The sequence below is a fragment of the Streptococcus sp. F2 genome (assembly GCF_056500955.1).
In genome coordinates this window covers 25,364-46,769 of the sequence record NZ_JBWKAI010000005.1, presented here as the reverse complement: position 1 = coordinate 46,769, position 21,406 = coordinate 25,364, and the positions used below count along the sequence as shown (strand labels likewise).

General features: G+C 41.9%; 17 protein-coding genes. 1 reads left to right on the top strand and 16 read right to left on the bottom strand.

Annotated elements, in window-relative coordinates; genetic code table 11:
• Positions 1–56 precede the first annotated feature (56 nt).
• Positions 57–923 (top strand): DUF975 family protein, encoded by an 867-nt coding sequence (locus tag ACYTR8_RS02915; protein ID WP_111717668.1) that lies wholly within the window; start codon positions 57–59, stop codon positions 921–923.
• A 120-nt stretch (positions 924–1,043) separates the two neighbouring features.
• Here ACYTR8_RS02915 and perR read toward each other — a convergent pair whose 3' ends face one another.
• From perR to ACYTR8_RS02835, 16 genes are all read right to left on the bottom strand, one after another.
• A complete protein-coding gene (gene perR, locus ACYTR8_RS02910) occupies positions 1,044–1,511 on the bottom strand; it encodes a peroxide-responsive transcriptional repressor PerR (RefSeq protein ID WP_012767592.1) in 468 nt (155 codons plus the stop codon).
• Between the two features lie 66 nt (positions 1,512–1,577).
• The gene (locus tag ACYTR8_RS02905) at positions 1,578–2,018 is read right to left on the bottom strand and encodes a CoA-binding protein (protein ID WP_479641641.1); all 441 of its coding nucleotides are present in this window, start codon (positions 2,016–2,018) and stop codon (positions 1,578–1,580) included.
• Positions 2,019–2,224: 206 nt separating this feature from the next.
• The gene (polA, locus tag ACYTR8_RS02900) at positions 2,225–4,867 is read right to left on the bottom strand and encodes a DNA polymerase I (RefSeq protein WP_479640115.1); all 2,643 of its coding nucleotides are present in this window, start codon (positions 4,865–4,867) and stop codon (positions 2,225–2,227) included.
• A 143-nt stretch (positions 4,868–5,010) separates the two neighbouring features.
• Positions 5,011–6,738 (bottom strand): ABC transporter permease/substrate binding protein, encoded by a 1,728-nt coding sequence (locus ACYTR8_RS02895; protein ID WP_111717672.1) that lies wholly within the window; start codon positions 6,736–6,738, stop codon positions 5,011–5,013.
• Positions 6,739–6,755: 17 nt separating this feature from the next.
• Positions 6,756–7,952: a quaternary amine ABC transporter ATP-binding protein gene (locus ACYTR8_RS02890; protein WP_111717673.1), complete on the bottom strand. Its 1,197-nt coding sequence runs from the start codon at positions 7,950–7,952 to the stop codon at positions 6,756–6,758.
• A gap of 432 nt (positions 7,953–8,384) precedes the next feature.
• A complete protein-coding gene (locus ACYTR8_RS02885) occupies positions 8,385–9,296 on the bottom strand; it encodes a diacylglycerol/lipid kinase family protein (protein ID WP_269760963.1) in 912 nt (303 codons plus the stop codon).
• Between the two features lie 250 nt (positions 9,297–9,546).
• Positions 9,547–10,638, bottom strand: coding sequence for an L-ascorbate 6-phosphate lactonase (ulaG, locus tag ACYTR8_RS02880; protein WP_003052974.1), 1,092 nt, complete (start codon positions 10,636–10,638; stop codon positions 9,547–9,549).
• Between the two features lie 295 nt (positions 10,639–10,933).
• Positions 10,934–12,580: a BglG family transcription antiterminator gene (locus tag ACYTR8_RS02875; protein ID WP_269760964.1), complete on the bottom strand. Its 1,647-nt coding sequence runs from the start codon at positions 12,578–12,580 to the stop codon at positions 10,934–10,936.
• 282 nt (positions 12,581–12,862) lie between these two features.
• Positions 12,863–13,579 carry an L-ribulose-5-phosphate 4-epimerase gene (locus ACYTR8_RS02870; protein ID WP_143927990.1) on the bottom strand — a complete coding sequence of 239 codons (717 nt, stop codon included), beginning with the start codon at positions 13,577–13,579 and terminating at the stop codon, positions 12,863–12,865.
• A gap of 1 nt (position 13,580) precedes the next feature.
• The gene (locus ACYTR8_RS02865; protein WP_479641640.1) at positions 13,581–14,444 is read right to left on the bottom strand and encodes an L-ribulose-5-phosphate 3-epimerase; all 864 of its coding nucleotides are present in this window, start codon (positions 14,442–14,444) and stop codon (positions 13,581–13,583) included.
• A gap of 3 nt (positions 14,445–14,447) precedes the next feature.
• The gene (locus ACYTR8_RS02860) at positions 14,448–15,110 is read right to left on the bottom strand and encodes a 3-keto-L-gulonate-6-phosphate decarboxylase UlaD (RefSeq protein ID WP_084916572.1); all 663 of its coding nucleotides are present in this window, start codon (positions 15,108–15,110) and stop codon (positions 14,448–14,450) included.
• A 108-nt stretch (positions 15,111–15,218) separates the two neighbouring features.
• Positions 15,219–15,704, bottom strand: a complete 486-nt coding sequence (locus ACYTR8_RS02855; RefSeq protein WP_049520169.1) for a PTS sugar transporter subunit IIA — start codon at positions 15,702–15,704, stop codon at positions 15,219–15,221.
• Between the two features lie 126 nt (positions 15,705–15,830).
• On the bottom strand, positions 15,831–16,109 hold the full coding sequence (locus ACYTR8_RS02850; protein WP_479641639.1) for a PTS sugar transporter subunit IIB: 279 nt from the start codon (positions 16,107–16,109) through the stop codon (positions 15,831–15,833).
• A 71-nt stretch (positions 16,110–16,180) separates the two neighbouring features.
• Positions 16,181–17,614 carry a PTS sugar transporter subunit IIC gene (locus ACYTR8_RS02845; protein ID WP_164714888.1) on the bottom strand — a complete coding sequence of 478 codons (1,434 nt, stop codon included), beginning with the start codon at positions 17,612–17,614 and terminating at the stop codon, positions 16,181–16,183.
• Between the two features lie 304 nt (positions 17,615–17,918).
• Positions 17,919–20,420 (bottom strand): leucine--tRNA ligase, encoded by a 2,502-nt coding sequence (gene leuS, locus ACYTR8_RS02840; protein WP_479641638.1) that lies wholly within the window; start codon positions 20,418–20,420, stop codon positions 17,919–17,921.
• A gap of 247 nt (positions 20,421–20,667) precedes the next feature.
• The gene (locus ACYTR8_RS02835; RefSeq protein ID WP_479641637.1) at positions 20,668–21,390 is read right to left on the bottom strand and encodes an LPXTG cell wall anchor domain-containing protein; all 723 of its coding nucleotides are present in this window, start codon (positions 21,388–21,390) and stop codon (positions 20,668–20,670) included.
• Positions 21,391–21,406: the final 16 nt, after the last annotated feature.

The window sequence follows — 21,406 nt, the reverse complement described above, 5'->3', positions numbered from 1 at the left end:
TATTACCAACTTTCTAGCTTCTCTATTTATGGTATAATATGGCAAAGGAGTTTATTATGTCAATTAAAGAAATAAAACGCCAGGCAAAGACGACCCTAGCAAATCTTTCTGGTAAATATTTACTATTTTTAATACCAACCATTCTCACTATTTTTCACTTTGGTATCGAGGTTCATCAAGGCTATGTCATGGCTACAGGCATCAAAATGTCCTTGATGGCCAACTACTTCCCTTTACTTATTGCCCTCATCATAACCCTTTTTACGTTATCAGCCGCCTTTACCATGATTGATGTTGTTAGGCATTACCGTCGAGAAGTGACTTTCAGTGAAACAACAACGGCTTTTTCAGGAGAATACTTTGGTAAGTTGGTGGTGCTATTTATCATGAAATGGTTATTCTTCCTCGTTTGGTCCTTGATTTGGTTCCTTGGCCTTTTCATCTTCATCCTAGGTCTATCAGCCTTTTTGATGAATGCCAAATCAGGTACAGGTGTTGCTATTTCCGTGATCTTTTTAGTGTTTGGGGCCATCTTAGCTCTAGTCGGGTTTGGAATCTACCTCAACCGCTACTACGCCTATAGTTTGGCAGAATATATCCTGTACGACAAGGTGAAAGAAGGAACCTATTTGGGTACGGTTGATACTATCGAAATTAGCGTTGCAATGATTAAGGGGTATAAATGGAAACTCTTCTTATTACAACTCAGCTTTATCGGTTGGTTCTTGCTCAACATCTTGACGCTGGGTTTACTAAACATTTACCTCTTGCCTTACTTCACAACGGTCAATGTTATTTTTTATAACCAACTAAAACAACGCTTTGATGAAAGTGACGAGCCTTTTGAAGGGGAGCATCTCCGAATTCCTAAACTGTCAAATCATCAAACTAAACCTGTCATGTGTGACGATTCACACGACTAATGCTTCGCTGCCTTTTCTGATACTGATAAAAATCCTCCAGTGCTCTGTTGAACACTGGAGGATTTTACGATATTTTCATTAGTAGAGAGGTTTAGGACCACTTCTCACGTGATGTTAACATTAGAAGTCGGATTTGCCTTTGGCCTGACACTCTGGACAAACACCATAAGCGATAACAGGGATACGTGTCACCTTATACCCCGTCTGCTGGTGAGCCTCTTTGGCAATGTCCATGACATCTACGTCCATAAAGTCAGCGATTTTGCCACAAACTTCGCATACCACATTGACATGCTGATGCCCCATAAAGTCATAATAAGTGGTTAAATCATTGCTGATCTTTAATTCTGCTACAAAGCCTTCATCCACTAAGACTTTCAAGTTATTATAAACCGTCGCTAGACTCATGTTAGGGAATTTAGGCTGTAAGTCACGGTAAATCTTATCGGCACTAGGGTGCTCTGTTGACTGAATCATGTAAGAAATAATGGCTTTACGCGTTTCCGTAATCCGAATATGTTTTTCCCGTAGATGCTCTAGGACGTTTTCATAGGCATCTAGGGCTTGCTGATGTGAATGAATGTCCATAAGCTGCTAACTCCTATCATTTTTTCTTTATTATATCACAAGATAAGGATTTCAACGACTAAAGATCTATCCTTGTTTGATGATTAAGTCTAAGTAGTCAACCTTGAGGCAGCGATTCATGACAATCGCCTGCTTGCCCGCAGATCGCAAAATCATTTCCGCTTCTTGATTGTCAAGACCTAATTGCGCCCAAAACACTTTGGCTTGACTCCCTAAAAAGTCTCTGGCAACTTCTGGTAAAAACTCACTTCTGCGAAAGACATCTACAATGTCAACCTCAAAAGGAATAGCTTTGATTGTTGCATAGACTAACTCTCCTAAAATCGTCTGCCCTGCCAACGTGGGATTAACAGGAACAATCTGATAGTCCATAGCTTGCATAAACTTGGCAACCTGATAAGCAGCCGTATCTTGTCGGTCAGAAAGACCGACAACAGCAATGGTCTTAGCAGATTCTAGGTAAGTTCTTAAGATATCGTCTGAAGGATTTTGAAACTGGTAGGTCATTTTCTACTCCTCACCTCTTTAAAAGAGAACATAGTAACAAGCCACAAAGACCAAGATAAAGGCTAAGGCAATCAAAAGCATAACACCAGCCAATTTTAAAATCATTCGTAACAAGAGCTCAAAACCGTTCATTAGTTCCCCTTACTGTTTCTATTTTCATGTTATTATAACATATCTTATAAAAATGAGAAACTTCATGAAGAGAGCTACTTGGCTTCGTACCAGCTCTGTCCTGCATTTTCATCTGCGCGTAAAGGAACTGCCAAGTCAACAGCGGCTTCCATGGTCTCTTTGACTAACTTTTTCACAGCAGCCAACTCCGTGTTTGGCACTTCTAAAACAATTTCATCGTGCACTTGAAGGAGCATTTTAGCTTTGAAACCACCTGCTTGCAAGGCGTTGTCCAGGTTAATCATGGCAATTTTTAGAATATCAGCTGCGCTTCCTTGAATCGGTGAATTGATAGCGGTACGCTCTGCAAAGGAACGCACATTGAAATTGCGAGAATTGATGTCCGGTAATTCACGACGACGCTTAAAGAGGGTTTCCACATAGCCCTTGTCTTTAGCCTCACGAACGACATTTTCCATATAGGCTTTGATGCCAGGATAGCGTTCAAAATAGGTGTCAATGTAAGACTTGGCCTGTTTCCGAGTGATGCCAAGGTTATTTGACAAACCAAAATCAGAAATCCCATAGACGATACCAAAATTAACAGCCTTGGCATTGCGACGGTCATTGGCAGTAACATCTTCTGCTTTATCAATGCCAAAGACACGCATAGCCGTTGAGGTATGAATGTCTGCCCCTTCGTTAAAGGCAGCAATCAAATGCTCATCCCCTGAAATATGTGCTAGCACTCGCAATTCAATCTGTGAGTAATCTGAACTCAACAAGACGGCATCTTCTTGAGAGGGGGTAAAGGCCTTGCGAATCAAACGCCCCTGCTCCAAACGGACAGGAATGTTTTGGAGGTTAGGGTCAACACTAGACAAGCGACCTGTCTGGGTGAGATCCTGCACATAGCGGGTATGAATCTTGCCATCAGCCAGAATATAATCTTGTAAACCAATCACATAAGTAGACTGTAATTTGGTAATTTGGCGATAATCCAAAATTTTAGCCACAATTGGAGCAATCGGCGCTAGACGTTCCAAAACATCCACTGCTGTAGAATAACCTGTCTTGGTTTTCTTAGTCATCTCAAGAGGTAACTGCATTTTCTCAAATAAGATACTGCCTAGCTGTTTAGGCGAATTAATGTTAAATTCTTGACCAGCCATATCGTAAATCTCTTGGGTGAGAGCTTCAATAATGGCCTTATTTTGCTCCGCCATGTCTTGCAGAGTAGCCCTATTAACCTTGATCCCTTCAATCTCCATTTTAGCAAGAACGTTCGCTAACGGTAACTCAATCTCATGGTAAAGACCAATTTGATCATGGTCAGCTAGTTTCTCCACCATAGGCGATCTACTATCCAAAAGAACCTTGACTTTACGGGCTAAATGCCCAAGCAGAACCTCTTTTTCAGGAACAGCTCTTTTGACACCCTTGCCATAAATGCTGTCATCTGCTTCTAGGGAAATATCGGTGAAAAGCCTTGCAATAGTAGTGAGTTCATTGTCTTCCACATTTGAGAGAAGGTAATTAGCCAATCTGGCATCATAGCTAGGTGCCACTAAATCAAGTCCTAGATGACTCAATAAGACTTTGCTACGCTTAAAGTCATAGGTGGCAATTGGTTTTTCAAAAACCTTTTTGAAAAGGTCAGTTGATAACAAGCTGAGATCAGTTGACGCATAAATCTGCTCCCCGTGTCCCCATGCAAAGCCAATGATGTCCTCACGATGATAATTGTCCCGAAGCACTTCAAAGTAGAAGATGTCCTCATCACTAAAAAGATCATCAGAGAGGGAAGTAACTTCTTGGTAAGAAACAGCGGCGATAGCTTCTTGAGGCATCTGACTCGCCAAACCTTTTTTCAGTTGGACAAAATCCATTTCATCGTAAAACTTAGACAGACTAGCAACATCAGGACCATTGTAGACAATATCATCTAGACCAATCGTGATAGGAGATGTTGTATTAATGGTTGCTAAGGTTTTAGACAGAAAAGCTTGGTCACGGTCATTGAGCAAGTTTTCTTTCATTTTGGAAGCTTTGAAACCTTCAACGTGCTCGTAGATACCTTCTAAACTACCAAATTCATGAAGGAGCTTGAGCCCAGTTTTTTCACCGATTTTGGTCACTCCTGGAATATTATCCGATTTATCCCCCATCAAGGCTTTGAGGTCAATAAACTGGTTTGGCGTCAAGCCCATTTTTTCCATGAGGTAAGCCGGCGTGAATTCTTCAAATTCGGCAACACCTTTTTTAGAGATTTCAACCACGGTATTTTCGTCAGCCAATTGAATCAAATCCTTATCTCCGCTGACAATGGTCACATCGAAAGGCACTTCTGTGCGCTCCGCCATTTTATCCAGCGTCCCAATAATATCATCGGCTTCGTAATGTTCCAACTCATAATAAGCAATACCAAGGGCTGTCAACATCTCACGAATATAAGGAAATTGCTCACGAAACTCCTCTGGTGTCTTGGCGCGACCAGCCTTGTAGTCTGCATACATTTCTGTCCGGAAGGTGGTTTTGCCCGCATCAAAAGCCACCAGCACGTGTGTGGGCTGGACTCGCTTCATCATATGGTCTAACATCAAATGAAAGCCATAAATAGCATTGGTATGAAGACCGCTATGATTTTTAAAACGGTCGATTTGATTGTAGAGGGCAAAAAAGGCACGGAAGGCAACAGATGACCCATCAATTAACAGTAATTTATTCTTGTTTTCCATAGCCTTATTATAACACAGTAGAGCGGGCTTGACTCCTTCAAGCCATTGCTTTTGCAGAGAAGCTGACCACCAACTTAAAAAGCCTAGGAGATTTCCTAGACTTCTATGGTGTTGGGTTATGATAAGCATTTCCTACAGTTAGCTTATTTAGTCCAACTTGATACCTTAGATTGGTTAGCCTCTACCCATTTTTTAGCGGCTGCTTCTGGGCTCATGCCTTTGTTGATGTCAAGCATGACAGCTTCCATATCTTTTTTGGTCCAGTGGAACTTATCAATGATTTTGTAAACATTTGGAAGGTCTTTTTTCAAGCCTTTACGGGCAATGGTATTGATGTTCTCAGCAGAGCCAAAGGTTTCTTTAGAATCTTTGAGATACTTCAAGTCATATTTAGCAAACATCCAGTGTGGTGACCAAGCTGTCACGACAATAGGATCTTTTTTCTTGATGGCTTGGTCTAAGGAAGTCGTCATGGCTCCTGTTGATGCCGCAACTAATTCCCAGCTTGATAGATTATCATAGTCCTTAAGAGCATTTTTGGCAGCTGTCATGATTCCTGCACCTGGCTCAATTCCTGTGATTTTTTGATCGGCTTGACTAGTTAAATCCTCAATACTGTTGACATCTGTCATGTATTTTGGAACAGCTAAACCAAGTTTGGTCCCTTTTAGGTTAGGCCCTAAATCATCTAATTTTGACTTGTATTTCTGATATTGTTGGCCATGGGTGACTGGCAACCAAGCACTAGTTGAAAAGTCAGCGTTGCCATTAGCAACGGTTTGCCACATGACAGCATTGTCAAGCGGGGTCAAGGTTACATGGTAACCTTCTTTTTTCAAAACTTCTGCAATCACGTTAGTTGAGGCAACTTCAGAATCCCATTGCACGTAGGCAATGTTAACATTTTCACCTTTGTCTGCCATACCAGAAGTCATGGTCATAATACCACGTCCTAAAGCAGCTATCAAAAAGACAGCAAGGGCTGCTAGAGCAATCCATTTATTGGTTTTGCCAGCTTTAGCTTTTTCTTGCGGTTTACTGTTGAAAAGCTGTGTCATACGGTCAAGAACAATAGCCAAGATAACCAAGGCAAGACCACTGACAAATCCACTACCAATATCAGCGTGCTGAAGAGCTGATAAGACTTCACGTCCTAAACCAGGCGCACCGATCATAGATCCTGTGACTACCATGGAGAGGGCTAGCATCATGGTCTGATTGACACCCGCCATGATGGTATTTTTAGCTAAAGGCAATTCTACCTTGAAGAGCTTTTGTTTCCCAGTTGACCCAAAGGCATCTGAGGCTTCAATCAATTCTGTTGGAATGTCACGAATAGCCAAGTTTGTAAAACGAACCGTTGGTGGTAAGGCAAAGATGACTGAGGCAAACACACCCGGAACCATACCAATACCAAAGAAGGCAACGGCTGGAATCAAGTAAACAAAGGCCGGCATGGTTTGCATAAAGTCCAAGATAGGATTAACCACTTGACGGACCGTGGCATTTTTAGCCATCCAAATTCCTAGTGGAATACCAATCAGAACTGAAATTAAACTGGCAACCAAGACCAAGGTAAAGGTATTAATTAATTGTTCCCAGAGACCTTGGTTATAGATAAAGAGCAAGCCTAGGAAAGTAAAGGTTGGTAGGGGCCATTTTTTCTTAGCAAGGAAAAACATAGCCGCTGTTACCAAGACGATAAAGAGAAGGGGATGAATAAACAAGAGAGTCTTGGTCATCCAGTCCATCAAGAAGCTTCCCACAGCTTGTAGGACATCAAAAAGTCCTGAGAAGGTTTTGGTTATCCATTCCGTTAATTGTTCAACCAGTTGAGCCACTGGTAATTTCGTTTGTAATATCGTTTCCAAAATGCAATCACTCCATTCTAGTTAAGGTCTTCATCTGGGATATTAGCTAAAGCTTCAATCACTCGTCCTCGGATCACAACCCCTAACAGACGGTTATTGTCATCTGTCACTGCAATCGGTGCAGAAGAGTCATAAATCAGTGGCATAATATCTGTGATAACGGTGTCTTTTGAAACCGTTCTAACGTCACGGTCGATGACTTCTGATAGTGGTAACCCTTTTTTGCGGGCTTCAATAGCCGCATCAGCTGTTAAGCTACCCACTAATTGGCGGCGGCGATTTGTCGCCATCAACATAGATACCTCTTCATTATGCATACGGTTCAAGGCAACTTGAGGTCCATCTAATTCAATGGTTGTCGTTAGCGGTTTAATCATAATATTTTGTGCTGTCAAGACTTTGGAACGGTCCACGTCTTCAACGAATTCACGAACAAAATCGTTGGCTGGGTTAGTCAAGATTTCTTCTCCCGTTCCAATTTGCATGATTTGACCATCTTTCATCAAAGCGATTCGGTCACCAATCCGCAAAGCTTCATTCAAGTCGTGACTAATAAAGATGATGGTTTGTTTCATACTGTCTTGCAGATCAAGTAATTCATCTTGCATTTCACGACGGATTAAGGGGTCAAGGGCTGAAAAGGCCTCATCCATTAATAGGATTTTAGGGCTATTTGCCAAGGCACGCGCTAAACCAACACGTTGTTGCATCCCACCAGAAAGTTGGTCAGGGTATTGGTCCTTGAAATCCAGAAGACCAGAATTATCAAGAGCTCTTTCAGCTAATTCCTGACGCTTTTCTTTTGGAACACCACGCAATTCCAAACCAAATTCGGTATTTTCCAAAATGGTTTTATGCGGAAATAGGGCAAAGCTTTGGAAAACCATGTTAATGTCATGACGGCGAACTTCACGCAGTTGCTCCGCAGACATGGTTGAAATGTCTTTACCACCAAGTAAGATCGATCCGGTTGACGGTTCAATCAAACGGTTTAACATGCGAACAAGAGTGGATTTCCCACTTCCTGATAGCCCCATGATAACGAAGATTTCACCTTCTTTAACCTCAAAGCTAGCATCATAGACACCTACAGTTGCACCTGTTTTCTTGAAAATTTCACTTTTACTTTTGCCAGCCTTGACCATTTCAAGGGCAGCCTTTTGTCGTTTGCCAAAGATTTTACTCAAATGTTTGACTTCTAAAATAGTATCCATTTATTCCTCTCCTAAATGATAAATTATGTCTGGGTATGATTTTGGCATGCTACAACCTAACAGTCACCAAAACAATAAAAGTAGCCCTACTTTTTTAGTAGCTATATGGTCACTTTTTTGCTTAAAAAAGAATCTGCCGAAACAGAACATAACTATGCTATCATGTGTGGTCACTTTGTGTCAAGGACAAGGTCTTGATTTTAGGACTATTATCCAATCCTGTAATCGTTTCTAAGCTTGTTATCACTGCATTTTTTTAAAATGATATTTTTTTGACTGGACAGTGAATTCTGCGCTATTTTACCCTTAAATTGGCACTTTTAGGGTCACTTTGAAACAAAAAAACCACCTTAAAAAAGGTGGTCACTCACTCTAAAATGGCAACAAACAGTCGTGTCAAAACTAAGGATTTTTAGTGTAATCCGTAAAATGTTATTCCGTATCTGTTGTCTCTGATTTACGGCTAGTGTAAACCTCTATATGGCTTGGAAGTACTTTAATGCTTAGAGGCAAGTCATCGCCTTCATCCCCATCGACATTACTTTTAAGACTGGCATCTTCCAGTGCAATGTGAACTTCCTTGACCCGTTCATAGCCCAATTGGTCACTACCTTCCGTCTCAGCTGAAAATAGGCTTGGTAAGGCTGCTAATGTGTCAAAAAAGGTTTTGTCCTTGATATAAACCAGGTGAAGGTAACCATCATCTACTTTCGCATTGGCTGTCAGTTGATCAAATCCTCCGATGGAATTGGTCAATCCAACCAGAATGAGGGAACTTTTTAACTGCTCTTCTTTCCCATCGCGAGTCAGTTGGAAAGTGTAACTGGTATTGGTCACAACTTGTTTGAGGCCTGATAAAAAGTAGGCAAGAGGTCCTAAAGCTGTTTTTGCCTTATCGTCCACATTGTTAATGGACTCAGGAATATTACCAATAGCAACAATGTTCATAAAATAAGCATCATTGACCTGGCCAACGTCAATAGCTTTAGGATGGTCCAAATCAAGACTGTCAATTGCTTGATCAGGATCCAAAGGAATATCCAAGGCACGGGCTAAGTCATTGACTGTCCCCAAAGGCAAAAAGCCAAAACGTGGTCGATAAGACTGCCCCGATATCCCATTGATAGCTTCATTAACAGTGCCGTCTCCACCCATCGCAAAGACACTATGGTAACCATCATCTGTCGCTTCTCGCGCAAAAGCCTTGGCATCTCCAGCTTCTTTGGTATGCTTGATAGTGACCTTATCGAAATGATCAGACAGTTTTTGCTGTATCTTCGTTTCGTATGCTTTGGCCTTTTCCCCACCTGAAGCGGGATTAACAATCAGTAACGCATCTTTCATCTTTAGACTCCCTTCCTTGTGGCTGCTTTTCAATGATTCCCCTCAAGCTTATGGCAATTGAGAGTTTCTTTTCAACCACTCCTATCTGCCTTTATTGTAACACAAACCTTGGCATTTGGCTTTTCTAGAGACTGTTTGAATAGTAATAGCTACTCACCATTTTGAGCATCAAAAAACTCACCCAAGTGAGCAGGTCCACAAAACCAACTAGCTTTGTGAGCTACCTCTAGCTTGGATGAGTCGTTGAGTATTAAAGAAGAGCTTTGAATTGGATATTTGAGTCTTCTAAGAAGCAATCATCAAAACCACGTGGGTGGTGATATTCAATGCGGTCTTGGTCTTGTGGGTAAGTGTATTTACCACCAACTTCCCAGATAAATGGATGGAAATCGTATTGAAGGCGTTCTTTACGCATTTTCCACAATTCAAGGATTTCATCTGTTGATGCCATAAAGTTTGACCAGATGTCATAATGAACTGGGATAATGACTTTGGCATGGAGATTTTCTGCCATACGAAGCAAATCAATCGAAGTCATCTTATCTTGAATACCAATTGGGTTTTCCCCGTAGTTGTTCAAGGCAACGTCAATCTTGTAGTCACGACCATGTTTAGCAAAGTAGTTGGAGAAGTGAGAATCAGCACCATGATAAATGGTTCCACCAGGTGTTTCAAAAATGTAGTTGACAGCTTTACGTGCCATTTCATCATCCGTCACCGCTAAACCTGCCAATTCACCACCTTGTGCGTCTGCTCCTTCGACAGGAAGAGTCACCAAGCAAGTACGGTCAAAAGATTCCACAGCTGTCACTTTCATGTCTTTAAACTCAAAGCTATCACCTGGTTTCAAGATCATGATACGGTCTTCAGGCACACCCCATTTTTTCCAAATTTCGCCGCATTCGTATGGACCTACAAATTTAACGTGGTCAAGTTTTGGATTGTTGATAATGGCTGCCGCAGTATTGATATCAATGTGGTCACTATGGTAGTGAGAAACCAAATAGTAGTCCAATTCGTTAATCATGAATGGGTCAATGACCATTGGCTGTGCTCTAAGGTTTGGTTGCAATTTACGCACACCTGCCATATTAGCCATTTGATGGCCGCGCACCATGTCTTTCACTTTTTTAGTTGATTTACCACGCGCAGACCACAAGTCCATGACAATATTAGCACCGCCAGGGGTTTTAATCCAGACACCGCAGTTTCCTAGCCACCACATGGCAAAATTGCCATCTGGCACCACTTCTTCTTCGATTTCTTCGTTTAACCACGTTCCCCATTCTGGGAATGTGCTAAGAATCCATGATTCACGTGTAATATCTTGTACTTTAGCCATTAGATTTCCTCCAAGAGTGTTCTTCTTTTCTATAAGTTAAGTATAGACTTTCTTACCACTGATAAAAAGACCAAGTCTCACACAGTTCTGTGTTCAAAAATGGACTGGATTCAACCCTAACTAAGCTAGTAAAATCCCTTTAACGTGATGTTTTACCTTCCTGAGATGATGAGAATAAGAGCAAAAATTGTCCCCAAAACAAGGGGAGATATTTTCTCAGGACATACTAAAAACCTCAGTTATGTTTTTTCTACGTCATAGAAAAACTGAGGTACCTTTTTTGATATGTAGACACTCACAACAATTCGCGGTGAATGAGTTTTTCAATTTTAGAAGTCAGCGCATAGCGGTCGGACTCGTCTTTGACAACTGCCTCGATCGCCTTAGCCAGCTCTGTGGAGAAACGTGAATGCTCTGTCAAACGCCCCTGTTTAGAGAAACGAATCAGCTTAATAATATCATCATCACTTAAAATCGGATTGACAATCAGCATAGGAACTTTGGTTTCCAAAGCATCTGTTGTGGCAACAATCATGTCCACTGATAAGAGGTCATAGACGCTCTGATACTGCTCTGTTGTAAAGACTGCTTCAATCTGACCATTGGACAAATACCGTTGGCACTGTTTGAGCAAGAGCTTTTGAATCCCAATCCCGTCGTCTGACACGATGACCAACTTGGTTTTGTCTTGATCAGCAATGTTATTGCGTAATTCTCCCCCTAGATGTATGGTCAGATAGGCCACGTCATCATCCGTCAGGCTAATGTCCCAATCCTTTTCTAAAATGGTGGCACAAGACTGCGCCATGGCAAACAATTCTTCGTATTTTTCCTTGATGTGATCTGTCAGCGGATTAACCGAGAAAATGCCATAAGCTTTGCGGTAAACAAGTGCCTTACAGTGAGTGGTTAACTGCTTCAACAAATCCTGCTTATGGGTGAAATGCAGCTGGTAGCGGTTCTCCAATTGGTCAATAAAATGACTAATCGTGGCTCGCATCTCATCATAGTCTTGACTTTCCACATGGTGATCCTGATCTTTTCGGAAAGATAGCATGAGCATGGCTACCATTCCCACTTCAATATCATCCAAGTGAAGCTTGAAATTCTGATAGAGTTCTCCAGCTAATTCTTGAGCAATCTGGTACTCTTTACGCTTCCAGATGAGGTTAAAATCCTTTTTGAGAGCACTTTTGATGTCTGAATTAAGCTGCATGTTACGATAACTCAGGAGCATGAAAGGCAAGATTTGTAACATGAATTGGCTGTCTTGAGTATTAATTGTCTTTCCTAGACTAGCCTGAGACAACAGAAGGTACTCATGGAAATAAGCTAGAATATCTTTTGAAAAGTAAACGGAAAGCCCCTGTGTTTCTGACAGTTTGCGGTTAAACATGTCAATAAAGCTACTATTTCCTCCTTGATAAACATCCACCAATAGTTTGTAGAGGTATTGGATCAAAGCCATCGGGTGACAATCAAAATAGTAGCCTCTGGCTTTAGTCGCGTGCAGTTGAATCTTGTACTGCTTATCCTCCAACTCTTCTCGGAGTTCGGTCAAGTCATTCAAAATAGTATTACGGGACACGTCATTGATTTGCATGAGCTTGTCAATAGTCACACGCTCCGTAGACACCGCAATATACACCGATGATAGACGCCTGCGTTCATCACTTTTCATGACATAGTTGTAATCAGTCACTTCTTCTAATAACAAACGGCAGGCAGCCTTTTGTTCGTCAGTTAAGAGAATACCGACTCTTGGGTAAGATATAATCTGCTCCACCTCTCTTGGCAAGGCCTCATTAATCTTATCAAGCTGATAATAGACTTTGCGCCGCGATTGGTTTAAGGCATGTGAAATCGCCATGACCGTTTCAGGCGCTTCGAGTTTGAGCAAATAAGAGAGCAAATCATAACTCTTTTTATCCAAAATCATCATTGTTACAAACCTCCTCTCTAAAAATCTGTCTTTGTCTATTTTATCATGATTTGGACAGCTTGACAGCTATCTCCTGTAAAGAATCTTGTTAGCAGAGCAAATGTGTGGCTTTTATTAGAAACCCTATTTCTCCCCAATCATCGCTAAGAAAACTCTTCAATAGCGAGGTGAAGTCGTCATTTTTCACAGTAGCGATACCGAGCAAAATGAGGCTGGGACTCCTGTCCACAGCCTTCATTACTGTCAATACGCCCTGTATCAGACCAAGATGCATACTTCTGCTTAATGCGCATCACCTTTTTGCCCATAATAAGCATTTGGGCCATGTTTACGTAAATAATGTTTATCCATAATGTATGTTGGTGCAGGCTCTACACGTGGATTGATTTGCTCAGTCAAGCGATTCATTTTAGCCACTTCTTCTAAGACAACAGAGTGGTAAACGGCTTGTTCTGGCGTTTTGCCCCAAGTGAATGGGCCATGGTTACGGACGACAATACCTGGCACCGCCATAGGATCTAAGCCCCGCTTGCTAAATTCTTCCAAAATCACGCTACCAGTTTCTTGTTCATAGGCCCCATCAACTTCTTCTTTCGTTAAGGAACGAGCGCACGGAACTGGGCCATAGAAGTAGTCAGCATGCGTAGTTCCATAAAACGGAATGTCACGACCTGCCTGTGCCCAACCGACAGCTTCTGTGGAGTGAGTGTGGACAATACCGCCCACTTCTGGCCAAGCTTTATAGAGCTCCACATGAGTTGGTAAATCTGAAGAAGGGTTCAAATCACCTTCGACCACATTCCCATCAAGGTCTGTAACAACCATGTTTTCTGGTGTCAAAAGGTCGTAGTCCACACCAGAAGGCTTGATGACGATACGCCCTAACTCACGACAAACTTCGGAGACATTGCCCCAAGTAAATTTGACAAGGCCATGTTCTGGTAAAGATTTATTGGCCGCACAGACACGTTCCCGCATTTCTTGTAAATTTTTTGCCATATTACGTCAACCCCGCTTTTTCAATGAGTGGGTAAAGAAAATCCTGAGCTTCTTTGATAGCAGCTTTTGTTTCCTCTACCGTTTCACAATTTTCTGACCACATTTCAATCAAGAATGGCCCATTGTAGTTGGTTTTCTTGATGACCGCAAACATCTCTTCCCAGTCCACACAACCTTGACCAAATGGCACATCACGGAATTGCCCTTTTGAAGTTTCTGTGACAGCATAAGTATCTTTCAAGTGGAGGGCTGCAATGGATTTGTGGCCATTGTAAAATTCACTCCACAAATCATTATGCCAAGCAGACACATTGCCTGTATCAGGATAGACAAAGAGATAAGGTGAATCAATTTCTTTTTCAACTGCCAAGTATTTCTCAATAGAGTTGATAAAAGGATCATCCATGATTTCAATGGAAAGCATGACTTGGGCTTCTTCAGCCCAGTCACAAGATTGTCTCAAGTTTTTGATAAAACGAGCACGGGTTTCAGGTGATTTTTCTTCGTAATAAACGTCGTAACCAGCCAATTGAATAGTACGTACCCCAAGGTCCTGTGCCAATTCAATACACTGTTTCATCAATTCAAGAGACTTGGCTTCAATAGCAGGATCATTTGAGCCTAGTGGGTAACGTCTATGACCAGAGAAACAAATGGTCGGGATGCGAATTCCTGTTTCATAAATGGCTTTCACTAAATTGAGACGTTCTTCCTTGGTCCACTCTAAGCGAGCTAAGCGAGCATCTGATTCATCGACAGACATTTCCACAAAATCAAAACCTAAGTCTTTTGCAAATTGCAAGCGTTCACGCCAGGTAAACTGTTTTGGCGTTGCTTTTTCATAAATACCAATAGGACGTGCCATAGGTTACCCCCAGATACGTTTGATTTCATCTTTGAAGGCACGCGCCGCTGCAGCAGGATCTTCTGCTTCAGTAATGCCTCGCCCTGCGATAAAGGTAAAGACATCAACCCCTTCAAAAAGTTTCAAAGTGTCTACATCAAGCCCACCAGTTACTGACACGCGGAAGCCCATGTCAATCAATTTTTTCACCTTGTTAAGGTCCTTTTCACCCCAAGTTTCGCCAGCAAGAAGGGCATCACGTGATTGGTGGTAAATGGCTTGGGAAATCCCAGCGTCAAGCCATAATTGAGCTTGTTCATAAGTCCAATCACCATAAAGTTCAATTTGAATCTCCCCACGGTCTCCGCGCACTTCTTTTATGGCTTTGAGGGCTGCTTCCATGGTTGGAATCGTCGCACAGCAGATACAAGTCATCCAGTCAGCACCACGTTTTGCATTGTTTTTAGCCACCGTGCCACCAGCATCAGCACATTTGGTATCTGCCACGATGATTTTTTCTGGGAAAAGGCTGCGCAAAACCTCAACCAACTCGCTTCCGACTTGAAGCAAGCAGACCGTACCGGCTTCGATAACGTCTACTTCATGGCCGACTGAAACGGCTGCTTTGATAGCCCCTTGCAAGTCAGAATGGTCTAAGGCAACTTGTAAATTTGGAAGATGTGTCATGTGTTTTTCCTAGAACTCTCAGCGGCTATGAAAAAGCTGATGAGGAGTTCTTATCCTTTCAATAATGATTGTGAGTTGTTTTATCCGTTTAAGTCAGTAAGCTATCGATTAAGAGTCTAAATCCAAACCTTCTAAATACGGGCTATTTTTTGATTCTTCTACCATTGCTAGAACCTCTTCAGGGTTTTGGCAGGCCACCAAGCGTTCAATGGCATTATCAAGTTCAAACAAGGCCACAATTTGTGGAATAGCCACTGTTGTGTGGATAGAAGGGTCTGTTGCCGCCAAGGTCAAGAGAACAGAAACCTCTTTACCATCTGAGAAGGTAACTGGTCTTGTTAAAGTAATCAAAGAAAAGGCATTACGGTTGACCCCTCGACCTGCTTCTGCGTGAGGCATTGCCATCCCTGGCATCAGCACATAATAAGGGCCGTATTTTTCTGTTGATTCAATGATGGCGTCGTAATAAGCTGACGTCACTGCTCCGCTATCAATTAAGGGCTGAACAGCTAATTGAACAGCTTCTTGCCAAGTCTGTGCCTGTAACCCCAAACGAATAGAGTCGTTAGCAATAAAGGCTTGTTTTAAATTCATAAACATATCTCTTTCTAGTGTTTTTGTTTAAAAACACACCATTTTCTTGTCTGTTAACTGACTTTTGCTAAAGAGAAAGAGTTGGGAACCTTCGTCACAACTCCTCCTTTTTGTTTTAGAATCAGCTTATAGCACTTCTTGCAATTTGGTTTTGATTTCACTGTCATCCATCAGGTTATCAAGACCAACTAAGTGACCTTTCGTACGACCATCAAGTTCATGAATCAAGTGGTTTGAAGCCACCACAATATCATAACCTGAAGCCAGACCTTTTGCTTCACCAACAGAACAAGACGCAGATTGAATATCAGTCACACCAAGTTGACGAAGCGCATTTTCAACTTTCATTTTAATCACCATAGATGATCCCATGCCATTGCCACATGCTGTTAATACTTTAACCATTCGTTTTTTCCTCCAAAGTTCTTAGGTTTATATCTTGTTAAAATAGCAGAGCTATTATGCGAGAGTGGTGCTTATTGAGCTTCACCACGGTAATACGCTTCTTTATCTTTAGCTTTTGCGAATTGCAATTGTGGAATAGCAAGAAGGAAAATGCAGACAAGAGCATAACCTGCAATGCCAAGGAATTTGAAGAGGTAACCAAATGGTAACCATGGAAGAACCAAGTCGATGTTTCCGTGATAACCACCTGTAAGGCCTAGTAAACCAACAGCTACTGCACCGAGTGCAACTTGCAAAATACCTGAAATAAAGGACAATGCAACTGCTGCTTTCCAACCACCACGTTTATCAGCGTAAACCGCAATTGCCGCATTATCAAAGAATACGGGAACGAATCCTGTGATAATTAAGATTGGGTTTTTAAAGATAACAAGAAGAGCAATCGTGATTAATTGACCGATCAAACCAAAGGCAAATCCTGAAAGAACCGCATTTGAAGAACCAAAACCGTAAGAGGCTGCAACGTCAACCGCTGGGAATGATCCTGGAAGCAATTTACTTGAGATTCCTTGGAAGGCATTGGTCAACTCAGAAACGAACATACGTACACCTTGCATCAAAATGAAGAGGTAAACAGAGAAGGTGAGTGATGTTTGAAGAATATACATGAAGAAAGCTTGCTTAGCTGGGTTGAAAGCGCCTGGTCCGATTAACTCTACATTAGACATGATGTCTGGACCAAGGACAGCCAAGATAGCTCCAAAGAAGACTAACATTAAGGTTGCTGACGCAACAACGGTATCGTGGAAAATATTTAAGAAGGTTGGTAATTTTAAGTTATCAAGGTTTTCTTCTTTTTTACCAAAGATTGGAGCAATCTTATCCACAAACCAAATCGCAAATTGTTGTTGGTGACCAATCGCAAAACCACCGCCACCAGTTAGGCGTTGTGTTGCTTCAACCGTCATGTTTGAGCTGACTGCCCAGTAAAGACCACAGATGATACCAACCGCCCAAGCACCAAAGGCATTTTGGAATTGAGGGATTAAGAGAAGGACAAAGACAGAGATAGTTGCTGCCTGTTGCACCATGATATGACCAGTGATGAAAAGGGTACGAACTTTAGTGACTTTGCGAAGCGCAACGAGAAGAATGTTAACCCCAAAACCAATCAAAAGAGCTGTAGTGGCTACACTGATGAAGCCCATTTCTTCTAATTTCGTATTGGCAGCCGCAAGACCAAAGTAAGGGTCAATAACAGCCGCTTTCAATTCAAATTTCTTAGCAAGAGCCACTAAGATTGGACGGAAGGTCGTTACCAGACCACCTGCACCAACGTTCAAAATCAGATAACCAACTGTCGCTTTGACAAAACCGGCAAAGACTTCATAAATTGGTTTTTTAAGGAGTAAATACCCAATTAAAACCAAAAGACCTACAAAGAAAGCTGGGTTTTGCAAAATGTTTTGCGAGAACCAGTTTAGGGGAGCTAGGAACATTTCCATGAGAACTACCTCTTTTCAAAGTTTATAAATATAATGTTTTTATATATTCATTATAGGTAATGAAAGCGTTTTAAAAAAGACCAACTATCACACAAAGAAGTGTTCAAAATTAGACTTCAGTTAACTTATTTTAAAATTTAACTATACTTAATTTATCTAAAACTCTTTAAAAACAGTGGTTAATCTCCTAACCCAGCCACATATCATCGAAGAGCCCTTGGGCTTTTCCAACGAAAAAAGACCCCACTGGAACGGGTCCCCAGTGGAGTCTATATAGATATCAACTATTGTTAGTCTTTGATTGTTACTTTACCACGATATTAACAAGCTTGTTAGGGACTGCAATCACTTTGACAATGTCTTTGCCTGCAATCTCAGCTTGTACTTTCTCACTAGCAAGGGCTGCAGCTTCTAAGTCTTCCCTAGAAAGGTCCTTAGCAACCACTAATTTCGCTTTGACTTTTCCTTTGATTTGGACAGCGATTTCCACATCATTTTCAACCAATTTGGACTCATCCCAAGTTGGCCAAACCACATGAGCAATGGACTCATCTGATTGAGTAATCATTTGCCAGAGTTCTTCACCCAAGTGTGGCGCAAATGGAGCAATCAATTGCACAAAGCCTTTGGCATAGTCCACAAACAACTGGTCTTCTTTGTTAGCTGCATTGACAAAAATCATCAATTGAGCAATGGCAGTATTGAACTTCATGGTCTCAATTTGCTCAGTAACAGCCTTGACAGTTTCGTTGTAAACTTTATCCAAGGCACCGCTATTTTCCACCACAATCTCCTTAGTCGTTACCAAACGGTAGACGCGGTCAAGGAACTTACGAGAACCTTCTAAACCTTCTTCGCTCCAAGCGATTGAGGCATCTAATGGCCCCATGAACATTTCGTAAACCCGCAAGGTATCCGCACCGTATTGTTCCACCACGTCATCAGGATTGACAACGTTTTTGAGTGATTTAGACATTTTTGCTGGTGCTTGTTCAAGCTCCTCACCTGTTTCGATATGGAAGAAGCTGCCATTACGTTTTTCCACCTTGTCAGTCGCTACAAGCGCTCCACGATGGTCACGGTAACTCGTTCCCAAAATCATCCCTTGGTTAAAGAGTTTTTGGAATGGTTCTTTGGTTGGCACAACGCCTAAATCGTAAAGGACTTTATGCCAGAAACGGGCATACAGGAGATGAAGCACTGCATGTTCAGCACCACCCACGTAAATATCAACAGGCAGCCATTGTTTCAACAATTCTGGATCCGCCAAAGCTTGATCATTTTTAGGGTCAATGTAACGCAAATAATACCAGCTTGAACCAGCCCACTGTGGCATAGTATTGGTCTCACGACGACCTTTAACACCATCTTCGCGGGTCACTTCTAACCAATCAGTCAAGTTAGCTAGTGGTGATTCACCTGTTCCTGAAGGGCGAATATCTGAAGTTACTGGCAAGACAAGCGGCAACTCATTTTCAGGAACAACTGTTGAGGTGCCATCCTCCCAGTGAATAATTGGAATCGGCTCACCCCAATAACGTTGGCGGCTAAAGAGCCAGTCACGCAAGCGGTAAGTCACTTTTTCATTTCCAACTTCCTTGTCTTCAAGCCAAGCTACCATTTTAGTGATTGCGTCAGCCTTGTCTAGACCGTCTAAGAAGTCGGAATTAATGTGACGTCCATCCTCGGTGTAAGCAGCTTCTGCCACATTACCACCCTCAAGCACTGGAATAATCTCAAGGTCAAATTGTTTGGCAAATTCCCAGTCGCGTTCGTCGTGGGCAGGTACAGCCATAATAGCACCTGTACCATAACTTGCTAGCACGTAGTCAGCAATCCAGATTGGCACTTCTTTGCCGTTGACCGGGTTAATAGCGTAGCTACCCGTCCAAACACCTGTTTTTTCCTTAGCGAGGTCCGTGCGGGCCAAATCAGATTTCAAGCTCGCTTGGCGTTTGTAGTCTGACACTGCCTCTGTTTGTTCGGGGCTAGTAATCTCGTCAACAAGGGCATGTTCTGGCGCCAAAACAGCATAAGTCGCTCCAAACAAGGTGTCAGGGCGCGTGGTAAAGATGGTAAAGTCTTTGTCACTGCCTTTAACCGTGAAGGTCACATTGGCACCGGTTGACTTACCGATCCAGTTACGCTGCATGTCCTTGATAGACTCTGGCCAGTCAACCTCTTCTAAATCTTCTAAAAGACGTTCAGCATAGGCCGTGATTTTAAGCATCCATTGGCGCATTGGTTTGCGGACAACAGGGTAGCCACCACGCTCAGAAGTTCCATCAGGCAGCACTTCCTCATTGGCAATAGCTGTTCCCAACTCTTCTACCCAGTTCACAGGAACCTCTGCCTCATAGGCCAAGCCTTTTTCATACAATTTGGTAAAAATCCATTGCGTCCACTTGTAATAGTCTGGGTCAGTGGTATTAACCTCACGGTCCCAATCATAAGAAAAACCAAGGGCATTGATTTGGCGTTTGAAGTTAGCAATATTTTCCGCTGTAAACTCTGCTGGATCATTACCGGTATCCATAGCATATTGCTCAGCAGGCAAACCAAAGGCATCCCACCCCATTGGGTGCAAGACATTGTAACCTTGAGCACGTTTAAAGCGACTTAAAATATCTGTTGCTGTGTATCCTTCCGGGTGTCCGACGTGAAGACCGGCTCCTGAAGGGTAAGGAAACATATCAAGTGCATAAAACTTAGGTTTCGAAGCGTCTGTTCCTGTCTTAAACGTGTGATTGTCAGCCCAGAAGGCTTGCCATTTTGGTTCAATGGCTTTATGATCGTAAAATGTCATGTGAAATCTCCCATGTAAAAAAGTCTAGTCTCCTTATTATAGCATGATATGAGGCTTTTAGGAATGGGCAAGTGACGCGATGTGTTACTAATTTCAGATTTTTCAAAATATTTCACGGGGATTGGACATTCCTAAAAAGCAGGCAGCTGGAAAACTCCTCTGAAAACATCCAAATATCCCGACATAAGCTAAAAAACGAAACACAAAAGGGCTATCTGCCCTTTTTGGGAATTGGTTGGTGATGGAATTAGTCTTCTTTGCGTTTTGAAGAAACGGCAACCATACCTGCACTTGCCATAACTGCAAATGCTGCTGCTGTGAAGAATGGGTTAGCAGCTTCGCCTGTTGTTGGAAGTTTTTTCTCATCTTTCTTAGCTTCTGCTGGTTTGTCTTCTTTCTTAGCAGGTTTGTTTTCTGGTTCAACTTCTGGTTTAACTTCAGGAGATTTTTGTTCTCTCAAGAAGTCTACAAGACCTTCTGTTGCGTTAGCAATGTTCTTAGCTTTATCTTCTTCAGAAGATACTTTCCCTGAACGCAAGTAGTCAGTTAGACCTTCTGTCGCAGTCGCCATATTTTGTCTCGTCTCTTCTTCAGCAGCAACTATGTTATTAATAGTATCTCGGAAATCTCTTAGTGTAACTACTTTATTTGCTTTTTCAATTAGTGAGGCTTTTTGACCTTTAGTCAATTCCTTGCTTTCAGTAATTCCTTTAACAAAAGTTTCTCGCACTTCTGTAATATTAGTATCAACCGCAACTCTAATTTGATTTTCTAACACTTCTAATTCGTCTAAACTCTTAGCTGCTTTAATTTTGTCATAAAAAATATTGATATCTTCAAGTGGTAAAATAGTCTGCTCACTAAGCCATGAATTTAAATTTTCTTTTACTGAAGCAACTTTTTCATCATTTGAACTCACTTCAGCAACTAATGTAGCAGTTATGTTTCTAATCACATATCCCTTATCCATATATGTATCATATTTT

Coding starts and splice junctions, on each gene's coding strand:
- ACYTR8_RS02915 (WP_111717668.1), top strand. CDS start 57: ATGTCAATTAAAGAAATAAAACGCCAGGCAAAGACGACCCTAGCAAAT.
- perR (WP_012767592.1), bottom strand. CDS start 1,511: ATGGACATTCATTCACATCAGCAAGCCCTAGATGCCTATGAAAACGTC.
- ACYTR8_RS02905 (WP_479641641.1), bottom strand. CDS start 2,018: ATGACCTACCAGTTTCAAAATCCTTCAGACGATATCTTAAGAACTTAC.
- polA (WP_479640115.1), bottom strand. CDS start 4,867: ATGGAAAACAAGAATAAATTACTGTTAATTGATGGGTCATCTGTTGCC.
- ACYTR8_RS02890 (WP_111717673.1), bottom strand. CDS start 7,952: ATGGATACTATTTTAGAAGTCAAACATTTGAGTAAAATCTTTGGCAAA.
- ACYTR8_RS02885 (WP_269760963.1), bottom strand. CDS start 9,296: ATGAAAGATGCGTTACTGATTGTTAATCCCGCTTCAGGTGGGGAAAAG.
- ulaG (WP_003052974.1), bottom strand. CDS start 10,638: ATGGCTAAAGTACAAGATATTACACGTGAATCATGGATTCTTAGCACA.
- ACYTR8_RS02875 (WP_269760964.1), bottom strand. CDS start 12,580: ATGATGATTTTGGATAAAAAGAGTTATGATTTGCTCTCTTATTTGCTC.
- ACYTR8_RS02870 (WP_143927990.1), bottom strand. CDS start 13,579: ATGGCAAAAAATTTACAAGAAATGCGGGAACGTGTCTGTGCGGCCAAT.
- ACYTR8_RS02865 (WP_479641640.1), bottom strand. CDS start 14,444: ATGGCACGTCCTATTGGTATTTATGAAAAAGCAACGCCAAAACAGTTT.
- ACYTR8_RS02860 (WP_084916572.1), bottom strand. CDS start 15,110: ATGACACATCTTCCAAATTTACAAGTTGCCTTAGACCATTCTGACTTG.
- ACYTR8_RS02855 (WP_049520169.1), bottom strand. CDS start 15,704: ATGAATTTAAAACAAGCCTTTATTGCTAACGACTCTATTCGTTTGGGG.
- ACYTR8_RS02850 (WP_479641639.1), bottom strand. CDS start 16,109: ATGGTTAAAGTATTAACAGCATGTGGCAATGGCATGGGATCATCTATG.
- ACYTR8_RS02845 (WP_164714888.1), bottom strand. CDS start 17,614: ATGGAAATGTTCCTAGCTCCCCTAAACTGGTTCTCGCAAAACATTTTG.
- leuS (WP_479641638.1), bottom strand. CDS start 20,420: ATGACATTTTACGATCATAAAGCCATTGAACCAAAATGGCAAGCCTTC.
- ACYTR8_RS02835 (WP_479641637.1), bottom strand. CDS start 21,390: ATGGATAAGGGATATGTGATTAGAAACATAACTGCTACATTAGTTGCT.